This is a genomic window from Providencia burhodogranariea DSM 19968 (assembly GCF_000314855.2).
Classification (GTDB): domain Bacteria; phylum Pseudomonadota; class Gammaproteobacteria; order Enterobacterales; family Enterobacteriaceae; genus Providencia; species Providencia burhodogranariea.
Window position 1 is genome coordinate 1,389,617 of the sequence record NZ_KB233222.1, and the last position, 17,493, is coordinate 1,407,109.

12 protein-coding genes are annotated in these 17,493 nt (G+C 38.1%); 6 read left to right on the forward strand and 6 right to left on the reverse strand.

Annotated elements, in window-relative coordinates:
- Nucleotides 1–2 precede the first annotated feature (2 nt).
- Together OOA_RS05875 and OOA_RS05880 are read right to left on the reverse strand one after the other, a co-directional pair.
- Nucleotides 3–626 (reverse strand): DMSO/selenate family reductase complex B subunit, encoded by a 624-nt coding sequence (locus OOA_RS05875; protein WP_008911222.1) that lies wholly within the window; start codon nucleotides 624–626, stop codon nucleotides 3–5.
- Entirely contained in the window at nucleotides 623–3,022 is a 2,400-nt protein-coding gene (locus OOA_RS05880; RefSeq protein WP_008911223.1) for a DMSO/selenate family reductase complex A subunit, read from the reverse strand. The genes OOA_RS05875 and OOA_RS05880 overlap by 4 nt, the downstream gene beginning before the upstream one ends.
- A 787-nt stretch (nucleotides 3,023–3,809) precedes the next feature.
- On the opposite strand from OOA_RS05880, the gene OOA_RS05885 reads away from it, so the two are divergent.
- The 4 genes from OOA_RS05885 (at nucleotide 3,810) to OOA_RS05900 (ending at nucleotide 9,280) form a co-directional block, all read left to right on the forward strand.
- Nucleotides 3,810–4,967 (forward strand): iron-containing alcohol dehydrogenase, encoded by a 1,158-nt coding sequence (locus tag OOA_RS05885; RefSeq protein WP_008911224.1) that lies wholly within the window; start codon nucleotides 3,810–3,812, stop codon nucleotides 4,965–4,967.
- 604 nt (nucleotides 4,968–5,571) lie between these two features.
- Nucleotides 5,572–8,013 carry a DMSO/selenate family reductase complex A subunit gene (locus tag OOA_RS05890; protein WP_008911225.1) on the forward strand — a complete coding sequence of 814 codons (2,442 nt, stop codon included), beginning with the start codon at nucleotides 5,572–5,574 and terminating at the stop codon, nucleotides 8,011–8,013.
- Between the two features lie 13 nt (nucleotides 8,014–8,026).
- Complete coding sequence (locus OOA_RS05895; protein WP_008911226.1) at nucleotides 8,027–8,644, forward strand: DMSO/selenate family reductase complex B subunit; 618 nt, start codon at nucleotides 8,027–8,029, stop codon at nucleotides 8,642–8,644.
- 3 nt (nucleotides 8,645–8,647) lie between these two features.
- Nucleotides 8,648–9,280 (forward strand): DmsC/YnfH family molybdoenzyme membrane anchor subunit, encoded by a 633-nt coding sequence (locus OOA_RS05900; protein WP_008911227.1) that lies wholly within the window; start codon nucleotides 8,648–8,650, stop codon nucleotides 9,278–9,280.
- 236 nt (nucleotides 9,281–9,516) lie between these two features.
- On the opposite strand, the gene OOA_RS05905 is transcribed toward OOA_RS05900, so the two are convergent.
- Nucleotides 9,517–10,938, reverse strand: a complete 1,422-nt coding sequence (locus tag OOA_RS05905; protein ID WP_008911228.1) for an MFS transporter — start codon at nucleotides 10,936–10,938, stop codon at nucleotides 9,517–9,519.
- Nucleotides 10,939–11,036: 98 nt separating this feature from the next.
- Between OOA_RS05905 and OOA_RS05910 the strand changes: the two genes are divergently transcribed.
- Nucleotides 11,037–11,822: a helix-turn-helix transcriptional regulator gene (locus OOA_RS05910; RefSeq protein WP_008911229.1), complete on the forward strand. Its 786-nt coding sequence runs from the start codon at nucleotides 11,037–11,039 to the stop codon at nucleotides 11,820–11,822.
- 716 nt (nucleotides 11,823–12,538) lie between these two features.
- Nucleotides 12,539–13,729, forward strand: coding sequence for an efflux MFS transporter YdeE (ydeE, locus tag OOA_RS05915; protein ID WP_008911230.1), 1,191 nt, complete (start codon nucleotides 12,539–12,541; stop codon nucleotides 13,727–13,729).
- A 79-nt stretch (nucleotides 13,730–13,808) separates the two neighbouring features.
- On the opposite strand, the gene OOA_RS05920 is transcribed toward ydeE, so the two are convergent.
- The 3 genes from OOA_RS05920 to OOA_RS05930 form a co-directional block, all read right to left on the reverse strand.
- On the reverse strand, nucleotides 13,809–15,215 hold the full coding sequence (locus OOA_RS05920) for an aminotransferase-like domain-containing protein (protein ID WP_008911231.1): 1,407 nt from the start codon (nucleotides 15,213–15,215) through the stop codon (nucleotides 13,809–13,811).
- 314 nt (nucleotides 15,216–15,529) lie between these two features.
- Nucleotides 15,530–16,201: a cyclic nucleotide-binding domain-containing protein gene (locus OOA_RS05925; protein ID WP_040690833.1), complete on the reverse strand. Its 672-nt coding sequence runs from the start codon at nucleotides 16,199–16,201 to the stop codon at nucleotides 15,530–15,532.
- 17 nt (nucleotides 16,202–16,218) lie between these two features.
- The gene (locus tag OOA_RS05930) at nucleotides 16,219–17,487 is read right to left on the reverse strand and encodes a NupC/NupG family nucleoside CNT transporter (RefSeq protein WP_008911233.1); all 1,269 of its coding nucleotides are present in this window, start codon (nucleotides 17,485–17,487) and stop codon (nucleotides 16,219–16,221) included.
- Nucleotides 17,488–17,493 lie beyond the last annotated feature (6 nt).

The following is a 17,493-nucleotide window of genomic DNA, read 5'->3' on the forward strand; positions in this document are numbered from 1 at the left end:
GATTAATTTCCTCCTTTATCGAGCGCACCAGTATGGGGTTTGATCACTAAATTCGGATGCGTGATTGTTACATCAGGCAACCCTTGAACCTGGCTTAAATGGCCATATTTTTCTCTTAATTCTTTAACTTTACCAAATTTGATTGCATTCAGCGGGCAAGTATCCACACAAATAGGATTTTTTCCCTCGCTCAATAAATCAATGCAGAAGTCACATTTAGACATCTGCCCTGTTTGTTCATTCATTTGTGGAGCACCATACGGGCAAGACCAAGAACAATAACCACAGCCAACACATTTACTCGTATCAACACGAACAATGCCATCCCCTGCACGCTTATGCATAGCAGTTGTTGGGCAATTTTTGACGCAAATTGGCTCATCACAGTGGTTACATGAGATAGTTAACGTGTAAGAAAACACGTTTTGTTCATAACTACCTTGTCCATTAGGTACGAAACCACCACCTTGAACCTCATAAATACGACGAAATTTACGTCCAACTTCAAGATTATTTTTGTCTTTACAGGCAACTTGGCAAGCTTTACAGCCGGAGCAACGAGAAGAGTCAATAAAGAAGCCAAGCTGCTCATCACTCACTGGCACATATTCTTTAAATTCACTCATACTTTTGCTACCTCAACTAAAACTGTTAAATGTGAATTACCATGCGCTAATGGAGTCATTCGTGTTGATGTCAGTACATTAGGACAACCACCGTGATCAACACCGTCTTTATCTGGATTCCACCAAGCTCCCGCCTGCATTCCAACAACACCGGGTATAATTCGTTCTGTAATCAATGCCGGAATTTGCGAAATACCACGCTCATTGTGGATGCGTACCATATCGCCATTTTTAATATTACGCAGGCTAGCATCTATTGGGTTAATCCATAATTCTTGGTGCTGAACTTCTTGTAACCATGGATTGGCATATTGCGTTGAGTTTGCGCGATTTTTACCTTTCCACGTCAGCATTTGCAGTGGATAAGCTTGAGTCAATTTATCTTCGGGTCCCTCAATTGCGGGAACATAATGAGATAACGCCGGAATATCTGGGTTATTCATGTCATAAAGGCGCTTTGAAAAAATTTCAATTTTTCCTGAGGGTGTTGGGAATGGATTATTAGCTAAATCACGAATATTCTCTTCAAAAGCAACAAACGGTTTCTCTTTAAACAAATATTGACGTGTTTTTAATAGTTGTTCAAACGTTGGAAAATCAGGCCGTTCAGGGAATCGAGCTTTGTTAACCCCAACTAAATACTCAATCCACTCTTTTTCACTGCGACCTTCTGTAAATGCCGCTTTCACACCCATTTTTTCAGCTACATCCGTAATCCAATCGTAGTCAGAACGTCGTTCAAATGCTGGTTCGATAAGCTTTTGTGACAAAATAAAGTAACTACCCGCTCCCCATGTATCACCAATATTCCAGCGCTCCATAAAACTAGTTTCAGGTAATACGAGGTCAGCATATTTTGCGGATGGGGTCATATAAAGGTCGCTGACCACAATAAATTCGACTTTTGATTCGTCTTCTAATAATTTTGCAGCTGCATTAACATCCGGATTTTGATTAACTAGATAGTTACCCGCTAAAGAAAAAATCATTTTAATATTAGAATCTAATTTATCGACACCAACCAACCCATCAGCAGGTGTGACTTTACTTGCATCTTCAACAGCTTGCATCCAATTCATGATCGATATTTGTGCTTGAATTGGGTTTTCACCAATGTCCGGTCCGTACATCGATTGACGATTTCCGATGCCTCCATAACCTGCCGCCCAGGCACCGTTTTTGCCGACATTACCCGTAATTGCGGCAAGTAACGTTGAACCTCGAGCGCTTCTTTCGCCACAAATATGGCGTTGAGGCCCCCAACCTTGGATCAAGGCTGCTGGTTTAGTCATTGCATATTCACGAGCCAGTTGACGGATGGTATTCGCTGGCACTTTAGTGATTTTTTCTGCCCATTCAGGCGTTTTCTCAATACCATCTTTATCACCCATCAGATAAGCCACTAATGATTCATTTGCTGGCACACCTTCAGGCATATGCTCTTCATCAAAACCGACTACATACTTATCAATAAAGGGTTTATCGTGCAGGTTTTCGCTGACAATCACATACATCATGGAATCCATCAACGCATTATCAGTAGTAGGTAAGAGTGGGATCCATTGATCTGCAAGTGATTGTGCAGTATCAGAATAACGTGGGTCAACGACAATAAACTTGGTGCCATTTTTTTTCATTTTCTGAAAATAGTGATTGCTATGACCAAAAACGGTTTCATTTGGGTTATGTCCCCACAAAATCACCAATGGCGTATTTTTCAATGTATCAAGAGAACTACCCGATTTTGCTATCCCGTAAGTATATGGAGTCACCTTTGCAGTATTACCTAAACTGACTGAATGATAATAAGGTAGATAGCCTCCAGTAAGATTAAACAGCTTTTTGAGCATTGTATCACCTGAAAATACGCCACCAGTAACGGCTGTATTCACGGTGAGAAAACGACTAGCTGCGCCATGCTGTTCTGTTAGCCGAATGACGTTCTGAGCGATTAGTGTTGTGGCTTCTTCCCATGAAATACGCTCAAATTTACCCTCACCACGTTGACCAACACGTTTCATTGGGTATTTCAATCTTTCGGGATTGTATACAAACTTGCGATAACCTCTTCCTCTAACACAAGCTCGCATGATTGGCATACCTTCATCTAATGCATCATCGGGTCGTGTGGTGATCCTTGTTACAATGCCATCCTTAACATGGGCTCGAATATCACATTTACCTCCACAGTCAAAAGTACTGCATGTTGGGATAACCTCAGTCTCTAAATTATTTACTGTTATATCGGTAAATGGTATTGCATCAACGTCTGCTCTTACATTGCTTGAAAAAAATGGCAAGCTAACTAATGCTGCACTTGCCTGTACAAAATGGCGGCGACTTACAGGAAGCTCTCCATTTCCATGTTGTTTGATTTTTATATTTTTAGTAGACATATCGTTCTCACATAGCAATTTTCATTGTCTAATGATCATAAGAACAGATAAACTCTAGCTTATTGATAAATATCAATACCCCGCAAGTGGTAACCTTTTGTTTCAATTTTTTCAGATAAATAAGTTTTTTAGATAGCTTATGTCGAAAAATCACTTTAAATTCACATTGCAACAGGTTAAAAATTGGAAATGGTAGCTATTAATAAAAAAAATTCAAAAACAATTATAAAAGAATTATAAAACAATAAGATGAGTTTATTTTGCTCATAAATGTAAGAGGGAGAGTAATAATGGATTTTTTATACAACATAATTATTTAACTGACGTTTTTTAATAACTCATTCTACTTTATTACTTTTAGTTATGTTGAAATAGCTAATGCCAACATACATCTAATAGCATAGCCTTCACCTTGAAGTTAACTTATCCTAACTATTTAATTAAGCACATTGCTTTTAAATTTATCACCCCCAAATGAGAATGATTTTTAATATTAGAATATTACCTATTATTGAATGATTATATCGATTCATAACAGGCCATAAAAAGAAAATTTATTCGATTTATTAATAATAATTTGGATGAGAATAAGGTTCAAATATATAAAACTAACAAATTTCTCTATGTTTTATGACTATATATGACACATTGTAACAATATAAATTTGAAATATTCGTTATAATATAAACCAAGGGAATATTTACTTGTCGCCCTTTTTGCTCTCATCTGAGCTAGTACGACGGTAAGCACATAACTAATCTTTCAATCTTGAAATTAAGGTCTGTACATGAACAATTTCGAATTATACAACCCAACACGCATCGTATTTGGTGAAGGCAAAATCATTGAGTTGGACAGATTGATCCCTAAAGATGCTAAAGTTTTAATCCTCTTTGGTGGTGAAAGTGCACGTAAATCGGGTACATTAGATGAAGTTGAACAAGCCCTTGGCAATCGCGAAATTGGCCTTTTTGGCGGTATTGAAGCAAACCCTCGTTATGAAACATTAATTAAAGCTGTCACCAAAATTCAAAAAGAAGGCTATGACTATTTATTAGCCGTAGGTGGTGGTTCAGTGATCGATGGAACTAAATTTGTTGCTGCTGCCGTCAATTTTGAAGGAGATAGCTGGGATATTCTCACCAGTGGTGGCAAAAAAATCACCTCAGCCCTGCCTTTTGGTACTGTATTGACGCTACCAGCAACGGGATCTGAAATGAATAAAGGCTCTGTTATCACTCGTGAAGAGACACACTCTAAACGAGCTTTCCAGCATGACAGTGTTTACCCACAGTTTTCTATTCTTGACCCAGTGAAAACCTTTACATTACCACCTCGCCAAATCAGCAATGGCGTGGTTGATGCATTTGTTCACACCATGGAGCAATATCTGACTTATCCTGCAAATGCACCTGTTCAAGATGTGTTTGCGGAAGGTTTGTTAAGAACATTGATCGACATTGGCCCTAAAGCATTAGCTAATCCACAAGACTATGACATTCGTGCCAGCCTAATGTGGACAGCAACACTTGCACTCAATGGCTTAATTGGTGCAGGTGTACCGCAAGATTGGTCAACACATATGTTAGGCCATGAGATCACGGCTCTGTATAATTTAGATCATGCACAAACTCTCGCCATCGTGCTTCCAGCAATGCTGCTTGAAAAATTACCTCAAAAACAAGCAAAACTTGCCCAATATGCCGAACAAGTTTGGGGAATTCGTGAAGGTTCAGAGAAAGAAAAAGCACTTCGCGCAATTGAGTTAACACGCCAATTCTTTGAAACTATGGAAGTAAAAACTTATTTCCATGATTATAATCTTAACCAAGAAGTGATTGAGCCTCTTATCGAAAGCTTGGCTAAAAACGGTATGACCCAATTAGGTGAACATCAAGATATTACACTTGATGTTAGCCGCCGCGTTTATACCGCAGCTTTATAATAAACACACCTCCCACCATATCCGTGGGAGGTTATTTTGATATAACGAAGAATAACCTTCGTTATATTTTACCAAAACCCTGGTAATGAAAAAAGAAATAGCGCAATATTTTCTATTATCAAACAATCTATTATATGAAAGTAAATATATACTTATCATATTAACCAATCATTAAATCAGCTAATAACATTAATGTTTAAAGAATTACAAATGGAATTTTTAATTAAAAAAATCGGAGTAACCCATCAATGCCAGTATTTATTTTTTCTTTAAATACATCACATTAGAAACAAGCATATTGAGTTTATTGGAAATAAAAATCATTATCAACAAATCCTAAAAACATAATCAAATACAGAACCGATGTATATTGGGATACATATTGATTAACACATTACATTAAATATTTTTATACTAATAATAGTTTAAAATATGTTAATTAATTGCATTTTAGAATTAATTTCCATTGCTCATTTTATATTTGAACTCACAAAGTTTATTAAATTCCGAAAAACTTAGAGTTCTAATTGATTACTATCAATATATATTATTCATTTTAGGTATAGTTATTAGCGCAATTATACCTAAAATGAGTAATGCCACTATGCCCTATAATTTTAAAAATTTACTATCACATTCACTAAGCCGGCGGAATTTAGTCAAAAATAGCGCTAAAATAAGTACTGCTGCTACCATTTCTACCATTATTCCATTGCCCTTTTCAAATACTGCATTTGCTGACAGTTCAATACTCGGTCCTACCACCTCGATCGATAAAGAACAGATTCAGCATAGTGCTTGTTTGGTCAACTGTGGTAGCCGCTGCCCATTAAAAGTCATTGTTAAAAACGATGTTATTCAAAGAATTGAACCTGAAATCGCCCCAAATGAATCAGAATTTGGGCAACATCAGATCCGCCCTTGTTTAAGAGGTCGTTCAAGCCGGTGGCGCGTTTATAGCCCAGATAGACTCAAATATCCGATGAAACGTGTCGGTAAACGCGGTGAAGGAAAATTTGAACGCATTTCATGGGAAGAGGCGAATAAAATCATTGCAGATCAACTGCAACGAATTATCACTGAACATGGTAATGAATCTGTTTACTACAACTATCAATCTGGTGCTTACTATCACAACCAAGGTACAACAGCTTGGAAACGTCTCCTCAACCTTATTGGTGGCTATTTACGTTATTACAATACCTATTCAACTGCTCAAATTTCTGTGGCCACGCCTTATACCTATGGAGAATATTCGGCAAGCCACTTTGACCAAATTCGCCATTCTGACCTCGTGGTTTTCTTTGGTATGAACCTGTCGGAAACTCGAATGTCGGGTGGTGGACAAGTTGAAGAGCTTCGCCGCGCCTTGGAATGTTCACAAGCACAAGTAATTATTATTGATCCTCGTTATACTGACTCGGTAGTGACTGAACATGCAGAATGGTTACCTATCCGCCCTACTACTGATGCTGCGTTAGTCTCTGGAATTGCTTGGACTTTAATCACTGAGCAATTAATCGATGAAGCCATGGTTAACCATTTTTGTGTTGGTTTTGACAACAGCACCTTACCCAACAGTGCCCCAGAAAATGGTAGCTATAAAGATTATATTTTAGGGACTGGTGTAGATAAAACAGCAAAAACACCTGAATGGGCAGAAATGATCACTGGGATCCCTGCACAACGTATTCGTCAACTCGCACGACAAATTGCTGGGGCAAAAGCCTGTTATATCGCGCAAGGTTGGGGACCTCAACGACACGCTAATGGTGAACAATCCGTTCGTGCAATCAATACACTACCACTACTCACTGGGCATTTTGGTCTTGCGGGCACGAATACCGGTAATTGGCCTTATGCGACTAAGTATGGTGTCCCTAGCCTGCCTGATGGAGATAACCCAATTAAAACAGCTATTCCATGTTATCTGTGGACTGATGCAGTACTTAATCCTGAAATTATTACCGATAAAACCCATGGATTACGTGGTAAAGAAAAATTAGATGTCGGCATTAAATGTATTATAAATCAAGCTGGTAATACCCTTATAAATCAACACGGTGATATCAACCGTACTGCTAAAATCCTCGAAGATGACAAACTATGCGAATTTATTTTGGTGATCGATAACCATATGACGCCGAGCGCAAAATATGCGGATATCTTATTGCCAGAAACCAGTTATTTAGAAGCTCAAGATTTGGTGGATAACTCTTATGCTTCAGGATCAAACCACTACATGATTGCTATGAAACCCGTTGTCAAGCCTATGTGGGAAGTACGTAGCACCTATGATATTTGCGCAGATATAGCTGACCATTTTGGCGTTAAACAAGCCTATACCGAGGACCGTAGCCAAAGCGATTGGATTGAAAAACATTATAACGAAGTAAAAGCCAAACGCCCTTATCTACCCGAATGGTCAATAGCACAAAATATGGGAATAATAGACCAACAAAAAGCAACCGAACAACAAAGTATTGCATTGGCTGACTTTCGCCAAGATCCAGTCGCTAATCCGTTAAAAACACCATCAGGAAAAGCAGAAATTTATTCCGAAGCATTAGATTCTCTAGCACGTAGTTGGATCTTACCTGAAGGCGATAAAATCACCGCACTACCTGAATTTTGTATTGCTAAAGAATCCCATTTAGACAGCACTCTGAATAGTAAATATCCACTTCAACTTAGTGGTTTTCATACTAAAGGCCATACTCACTCAACATATTCCAACGTTCCTCAATTACAAGAAGCTGTTCCTGATGAAATCTGGATGAACCCGATTGATGCTCATGAAAGAGGTATTCATAACGGAACAATTGTGCATGTTTTTAATGATCGAGGTACGGTTGAAATACCTTGCAAAGTGACTAATCGCATTATTCCTGGTGTAGTTGCAATGCCCGAAGGTGGCTGGACGAAACAAGATAATAACGGCATTGATATAGGTGGATGTATCAATACTCTTACATCACACAAAGTATCACCGTTGGCAAAAGGCAATCCACAGCACACAAATCTTGTTGAAGTCCGAAAAGCTTAAGGGGTAGATAATTATGACACAGTACGGTTTTTATGTAGATTCATCACGCTGCTCCGGATGTAAAACATGCCAAGTTAGCTGTAAAGATAAAAAGGAATTGGATATTGGACCCAAGTTCCGTCGTGTTTATGAATACGGTGGTGGGAGTTGGGTCAAATCGGGCAATGGTTGGTTAAATAATACTTTTACCTATTACCTTTCAATAGCTTGTAATCACTGTGATGAACCAACTTGTGTTAAAGGCTGCCCAACCGGCGCTATGCACAAACGAGAACAAGATGGATTAGTCGTGGTCAATCAAGATATTTGCGTGGGTTGTCGTTATTGTGAACTACGCTGCCCTTACGGTGCTCCACAATTTGATGAGAAAAAACAGCTTATGTCTAAGTGTGATGGCTGTTTTGACAGAGTCGAACAAGGCTTACAACCTGTTTGTGTTGAGTCATGCCCACAACGCGCACTAGATTTCGGCCCTATCGATGAATTACGAACACGCTATGGCACACAAAATGCGATTGCACCTTTACCAGACCCAAGTTTAACCCGCCCTAATCTTATCGTTAAACCGCATCCATCGGCTCGCCCGACAGGTGATAAAGATGGCTCAGTCATGAACCCAAAGGAGATCTAAATTATGCATGAACTCCCGCTTGTTTTCTTTACAGTACTAAGCCAAAGCGCGGTTGGCGCGTTTGTTCTGCTGTTATGTTTTTCTCAATATAACGGACGTCAATTAGGAGGTCGATTATTTGCAACGCTATGTTTGTTCGGTATTGGTCTAGCTATCGGCGTGTTTCATATGGGTCAACTATTACGCGCGATTAACTTATTTTTTGGTATTGGCCGTTCACCGATGAGCGATGAAATTGCCTTATCAGCACTTTTCGGAATATTAGGCGCGATTTCAGCATTAGGCTTACTTAGTGGCAAAGGTAGTCAGTTATTATTTAAAAGTATTGGTTGGTTGGCTGCATTAGGTGCGGGTAAAAATGCTTTATGGGTTGCCGTCATCGGAATGATTGCTAGCTTATTAATTCGCCCAAGTTATCTATCTATATTGTGGCGAGCAAATAGCGCACTCACAAGTGAACAGACTCTGTGGTTTGGTTTGCAAGTATTGCTTATATTAGTCGCATTAATCGCCACTCTATTTGTCATATTTAAACGTGCTCCTAGTAGTTGGATTTACGCTTCTGCAACCTCAGTGATTATGGCTGAATTACTTGGCCGAGTTGCTTTCTACAATATGTGGACGATAACAATGTAAACAACAAAAGTTGATACATGTTTATACAAAAGGTTTTTTATCAATTGATTGGTATCGGGGATCACTAAGGACAGGTTATAGGATATTGCTAGATTTTTCAGTATCCATGAATATGAATATATTATCCTCTAGGCAAATCAAATTTATACTCACCTAGCGGTACAATATAGCCGCCAATTATCCTCTGTTCGTAGAGGATAGTGTCAGCCCTATGCAGTTCATAGGGCTTTTTATGACTAGCAACAATTGCCTTTAATAGTTGGCTTAACTTTGCGCGTAATCAATAACAACAATATCGCCGAACATATCGCCATCAGTAAGCTAAAACTAAAACCCATACTAACCGCTGTTTTTAATCGTTCAAATGGTAACTGGTGTGAAAAATGTGCCAATCCATATTGTAAAATGACAGAAACTACTGTTGTACCGACCGCGGCTCCAACTTGCTGTAACGTCGCAGTAAGCCCTGATGCTTGCCCTGTCACCTGAGATGTTACTTTTGAAAGTACCAGATTAAGCATCGGAGTCATGACCATTCCCTGAGTAAAACCAATCAGAAATAGCACTAGCATAAGCCACCAAATATCACTAGTTAGTGAGAGTAACTGGAATACCACTAGCAATAACATATAGCTTAAACCGTAAAGTACAGCTCCCCAAAATACCACCCTTTCCCCATGGCTATTTATCCAAGATGGTGTCAGTAATGACGATATTACAAACCCAATACTCGAAGGAACGAATATCATACCTGCTAACAGTGGTGTTAGCCCTAAGCCTGTTTGTAATAAAATAGATACCATAAGGGGGAAAGCGGATGACGTTGAATAGATGCTCATTACGACTAACAAACCGACAATAAAAGAACGATTACGTAAAATATGTATACTGAATAAAGGCGCTTTTCCTTGTTTTTCAATAATAATTTCATAATATGCGAATAGAATGAGTATCAATGCGCCAGCAATAAACAATAACCAACTTATGATAGTCCAACCCCAAATAGGTAACATCAGAAATGGCAACAATACACAACAAATACCCACACTAGAAAACAAGACGCCTAGCCAATCGAGATTGATTTTATTTTTTTCACCTTCAAATAGATAACCAGATAAAACAATAGCCACTAAACCAATAGGTAAGTTGACTAAAAAAATCATTCGCCAACCGAGTTCAAAAATATCGAGCGTAATTAACCAACCGCCAAGAGCCTGCCCGGCTATCGCAGCTAAGCCCAAACTCATACCTAAATAGCCAAATGCTTTTTTTGCCTGAGATTCATTAAAATTGACACGAATACTGGCATATACTTGAGGAAATAATAGTGCAGCAGCGAGCCCTTGAATAAATCGTGCAATAACAAGTAGTGTTGCTGTTGGCGCAAATGCACAAAATAGAGAGGCTAAGGTAAAAAATGCCATTCCAATGCGGTATAACGATTTTTTACCATAAATATCACCTAACCGACCACCCGTGATTAATAACAATCCAAATGCCAATTCATAGCCAACAATAATCAAAGTTAATTCTGTTAAATTGGCATTTAACGCTCGCTCGATACTGACAATAGCGACATTAACAACAAACAAGTCGAAAATAGTCACAAATCCTGCCAGTAATAATACAAAGAGTGTGATACGTTGATGTTGATTCATATTTTTCTCATTTAGACAACCTAATAAATGAGGACTATACTGAATGCATTATCCTGATACAATTTAACCATTTATACTATTACTAAAAGCAATAGGCTATGAAAGATAAAGAGCGTAACCGCCCTGAGCTCGCGGATTTTTTAAAACAAAAACGTGAAAGCATTTCACCTGAAGATGTTGGTCTGCCGAGAACAACTCGAAGACGGACACCAGGCCTTCGTCGTGAAGAAGTTGCCGCTCTCGCGGGAGTTGGATTAACTTGGTACACTTGGCTTGAGCAAGGCCGAGACATTGGCGTATCAACTCAATTTCTTGATAACCTATCAAATACACTGAAATTAAATAGTGCTGAACGCCAGCATCTCTATTTATTGACTCATAATCGTGAACCGACTGAAACAGGAAGTACCGAACATTACGTGCCTAGTGCTATTTCACGTATGATTACTGACTTTCCTAAAAATTATTTATGTTACGTATTGAATCTTCATTGGGATATTCTCGCTTACAATTCTCGAGCAAATGACTATTTCCATTTTTCTGAAGCTGACTCTCATTACTGTAATTTCCTATATCTATTATTTATGGATTCACGTTATCAAGAAAGATTTACAAATTGGCCTATCGTCGCTAAACAATTATTAGCCAGCTTTCGTCGTGACTACGCTCGAACTAAAAGCGACCCATACATAAAACAATTAATAAAAATACTAAATGCACAATCTAGTGTCTTTAACCAACTGTGGGATAAGCATGAAATTTATCAACCTTGTACTGGAGTACGTGAAGTAACTTATCAAGGCAAACTAGAGAACTATGATTACACATCCTTGACTTTTGATATATTAAAAGGCAACCGTTTAATTGTGTATATTCCAACATGATATTTATGTTTATTTGAATATTTGAATTATGTCTTATAACTTCGTTTTCATCGAAGCAGATTACTATTATTTTTTGCGTATTTATTGAGCTTAATAATAAACGTCCACATATCCTATAAACCAAATATTTCATTTATTAATCTAAATTTAAGTATGTTATTATTTAATAATAACCGAGTGGTTTATTTAATATGCTGTTCTTTCTTTGCCCCATAACACTATTCCTCATTTTTTCTAAACAAACGCATTTTCATCAGTAAAAACAGTATAAAAGGCTATAGAGTAATACTCTAATAACCCTAGATTCTATAATGAATTCCATATTTATGATGGGGAATCGGAGATTGTCATTAGAAAAATATTGTTTTCAATTTTATCTTTAACAAGGCATTTATTGCGATGTGAAAATTCGATAATTTATATTGGTTGTGAACGATATTATAACTTAATAACAACTAATCTCGTTATACTATACGTCGCGTGTTGATGGTTGCTTCTACCATAATCACTGCATTAATGTGGCTTTTTAGGATATTTTAGCTGATTATTTATACGCTACATAAATCGATTTGCATATAGAAACAAAGATATGACTGGTGAGGAAATAGATAAGCTCTATTGCTCGCTAAGAACGGTCAACAACTATGCATTTTGAAGTATGGCAAGTATATATGCAACTAGGATTATTTTGGGTATATAACGCTAGGTCGTGAGTCATGCTTTCTAAATCAAATATTTCAAATAGTGCCTTACTGTGCTCATCACTACTATTAACCATTGGGCGCGGTGCAACACTGCCTTTTATGGCTATTTATCTGACCCGTGAATACCATATGGCAATTGATATTGTTGGGTTTGCGATGTCACTAGCTTTAACTGTAGGTATTATATTTAGCATGGGCTTTGGTATCTTGGCTGATAAGGTAGATAAAAAACCTTGCATGCTAATTGCTATTATTGCCTTTATTTGTGGCTTTATTGCTATTCCATTGTCTAGCAATGCGATACTGGTAGTGATCTTTTTTTCTCTGATAAACTGCTCTTATTCTGTTTTTTCTACTGTTTTAAAAGGTTACTTTTCAGATACGCTCTCCCTATCCAATAAAGCAAAAATATTTTCACTTAACTACACCTTTTTAAATATCGGATGGACAATTGGCCCTCCGTTAGGAACATGGCTATTAATATACAGCATTAATTTACCTTTTTGGTTAGCCGCTGCATCAGCCTCTTTACCTATTTTCTTTATTCAACGCTTTGTACAAAGTGTTAAACCAATTCACCATCAAACAGGACAAAAACGAGTTTGGGATCCTGCTGCAATGTTACATGACAGAGCGCTAGCTTGGTTTATTTTATCTACATTTCTCGGCTCGTTAGTATTTGGCTCTTTCGTTACATGGATATCCCAATATCTCATTACAGTGACAAATAGCGAGTTTGCTCAAGCAGTCATTGGTATTGTTTTACCCGTGAACGCTGTCGTAGTGGTATTGTTACAGTATATGGTGGGTAGACGACTTCATCCTGATAATCTTCGGCGTTACATGACAATAGGTACTGCTTGTTTTGTTGTAAGTTTAGCAACTTTTATGCAAGCAGGCGAAAATTTGTATCTATGGGCGCTCGGGGCTTTTATTTTTACTTTAGGAGAGCTTATTTATGCGCCAGGTGAGTATATGCTTATCGATAACATCGCGCCTGAGGGTATGAAATCGAGCTATTTTTCTGCTCAAGCTTTGGGACTATTAGGTGGCGCATTTAACCCAATGATTACAGGAATAGTCCTCACCGAACTACCACCTAAATCAATATTTATTATTCTGATGTGCGTCACTGTATTAGCTTGGATGAGTATGCTCAAAGGTATGAGCATTAAGCGACCTCATATCTTGCAAGCCCAATAATAAGCTCTTATCTGTGAAGTCAATAATGGCTTCACAGATATCAAACCAACGACACTCATCAGCAATTACAAATAAAATTCTATAAACTCGCCAACTTTAATGTTTCACCCAATATTTTGATACCATTTCGACGCCTTGGGATCAATGGCAGTGCATAATTGATTCGTAAATGATTAGCGAAACAATTGCTAGTTGAAAAGTGATCACCTGTTAGCACAATAACTTTATTTCGTTTCAATACCTCCAACAATTTTCGGCTATCAACCGGAGGGTGTTCTACCCACAATGAAAAACCACCTTGAGGACGTGAGATCCGAGTCATTGGCGGGAAATGACTTTCTACCAGCTCACGATATTGACATTGCAGCTCGCTATAATGCTGACGCATATGACGTAAATGCGGAAAATAATGTCCATCACGTAAAAAATTGGCCATCACTTGCTGCATAAAAATTTCACCTGAGCAGTGAGAAAGGTACTTCAAATGCATCACTTTTTCTTTATATTTGCCTGGAACTATCCAACCTGTTCGTGTCCCTGGTGCTATCGTTTTAGAAAAAGAACTGCATAAAATGACTCGCCCCTCATTATCTAAAGACTTTATGGTGGATGGGCGTGGATAATCGTAAGCAAGCCCCGCTAAGATATCATTCTCAATAATTGCAGCACCATGTTGAGTGGTTAATTCTAGCAATCGTTGTTTATGAATATCTGGCATAGAGCAACCCATTGGGTTATTACATGTTGGTGTAACAATAACGGCTTTAACTGGCCAGCGTTCGAAAGCTTCTTGCACACGATCAAGGTCGATACCTGTTTGTGGATCAGTTGGGATTTCAATGATTTTCCGTCCTAATCCATACAAGGTTTGTAGCAAGCCGGGAAATGCTGGTGATTCAACCGCAACAACGTCAGCGCCCTGCGTACAAGCTTGAATTGCGAGTGACAACGATTGATGGCCGCTAGTGGTTGTCACGATATCATCAGCCGTAATCAGTGGTTTATGATCTGAAATATTATGGATTTGCTCACGTAATGCAGCCAACCCTTGCAAGCTATCATATTCCAGCATTAAACGATTTTTACGCCGACTTACCATGTTCATTTCTTGCCATAAAGGCTCTAACGTTTTCGTATCAATATTGGGTACAGCACAAGATAATGAAGTTACCCCCTCACGCTCTTCAACACGTAAGAAATCGATCGTAGGGTTCCACTGTTCAATATGAACGGGCTTTTGAATATAGTTAACGACTTTAGGTAATAATGCCTCTGACTTATCAGGGATGACAAAATATCCTGATTTAGGAACAGCATAAATCAGCTGCATTTTTTCTAGCTCACGATAAGCTAACTGCGCAGTAGTCAGACTCACTGCATGTTCACGCCCTATTGCCCTAACCGATGGCAGTTTTTCACCGCTTAAATAGTCACCTCGATGAATTTTTTCTTGTAATGTTTGCGAGATCTGTTTGTACAGCAACACGTTAAGCCCCTAACAATTTCCCTGTATCTGTAATGTAATACAAAATCATTCATTCTTGATCTGTATTATGCAAAAAATTGCATCTGTCGCTTTTTTCTGATTTTTCCCTATGCAAATCTAAATATAATTAAACGGTCATAGGACATTCATTATGGAATACGAACAAAATAAGAATTCAAAATATTATCCGGGATTTATTCTATTAACCCCTTTAATTTGGCTTATAAAGAAATTAGCAGCTTTAATAAAAAGATATTATTATTCATTTATAAATAGAAAAAAACACGAAAAGTATAAAGGCCAAAAAATATAACTCATATATTATAATTGTTTTTTGTATTTAATAAAATTATTTGACCTTCTTGTTCGATAACGTTTTGTTGTTTCAGTCTGAAGAGTACTTTATCTAAATGTCGACGTGATGTCCCTAAAATAGCAGCTAATGTTTCCCGAGGAAGCCGAATTTGGTGTGTCGGTAATTGAGTGAGTATATATAATAGGTTTTTTTCTATCGAATCAACAACCGTCATAAGTCTTTGTTCACCATTAATTAAAGAACGCTTTGATAATTGACGATTTAATAAAATAGATAAGCGATGATCTTGAGATACCCACACCAAAAAGCTGTCTGATGGAATACGAATAACTCGAGCTTCGGTAAGTGCTATCACATCATAATGATAATTTTTTTGTTGACATAACGCTTCCATTTCGCCTAGAAACTCGCCTCTATAGCAGAGAGTTAATGCAAGTTCTTTCCCATTATCGGCAAGTTTATTCACTACAAACTCGCCTTCAATAATAATATAGATGTAAAGATTCTCTGTTCCTTGATGGATCAGTTTGTATCCTTCTTGCAAATGAATAGTGCAGAACGTATTTTTCACGGAAGGTGGAGCATGACGAAATAACCAATCGACATCGGGTAAAAGTTCTTGTTCACTAAATTTTAACCACAACTCTCGAAATGGGGTTTCTTTCATCATGTGACCACCTATTATTGTTAGCCTAAAATCAGCCCAGCAATTGCACCGTTCATTAAGTTTACTAAAATTGCTGCACTAAATGCCTTGAATGCAAGGCTGGTCAATTCACCTCTGCGCTCAGGACACATCGCACCAATACCACCTATCGCAATTCCAATTGTTCCAATGTTGGCAAATCCGCATAATGCAAAAGAGAGGATTACTTGTGTTTTAACACTTAACGCTTCACCTGTTACAGGCAAAATCCCACCATTTAAATAAGGCTGTAGGTTAGCATAGGCGATAAACTCATTAAATAAGACTTTCTGCCCTAATAGTTGCCCTGCAAATTGTGCTTCAGCCCAGTCAACACCTAATAGCCAAGCAACTGGAGAAAATAACCATCCCATCAGTTGAGTGAGTGAAATGTCATATCCAGTGAAACTAGTTGCCCACATAATGATGCCATCAAGCATTGCAACGATAGCGAGTAATGCTAATAGCATACCTGCAATGTTTAACGCCATATTGACACCGATACTTGCACCTTGAGTAACAGCATCAATGCTATTGCGGTATTCTGATTCTTCCCCTTTCATTGAGGTTGCAGTGGTGTGTTTATCACTATTCTGCTCAGTTTCTGGGTAAAACAACTTTGCGAACAATAATCCTGCTGGTGCAGACATAAATGATGCCGCCAATAAATACTCTATCTTCACACCATATTGGGCATAACCTAATAGCACTGTACCGGCAATGGATGCTATCCCTCCAACTAAAATAGCGAAAAATTCAGATGATGATAGGTATTTCAAGTAAGGGCGGATCACCAAAGGCGCTTCGGTGACACCAAGAAAGATATTAGCCGCTGATGACATAGATTCAGCACGTGAAGTACCCAATAATCGATGTAATCCACCGCCAATCAGCATAATCAATTTTTGCATTACACCAAGGTGGAACAATAAGGCAGATAGTGAGGATAAAAATACCAATACCGGTAGCACTTTAAATACAAAAATAAACCCATCTGCGCCTAGCAGATCAAACATTTTGTCTGTCGCCAAACCACCTAATAAAAATTGAGTTCCTACCTGTGTGTAATCTAATAATGCAGTAACTTTATCAGCCATCCATATCATTAGCTGTTTACCTGCAGGTAGGTATAACATACAAAATGCAAAGCTAAACTGCATTAATAATGCGATGGAAACGACCCGTAAGCTAATCCTACGGCGGTTATTGGAGCAAAGGTAAGCAATCAAAAGTATGACAACAATACCCAACAGGCTATTAAGTATCGACATTAGTGA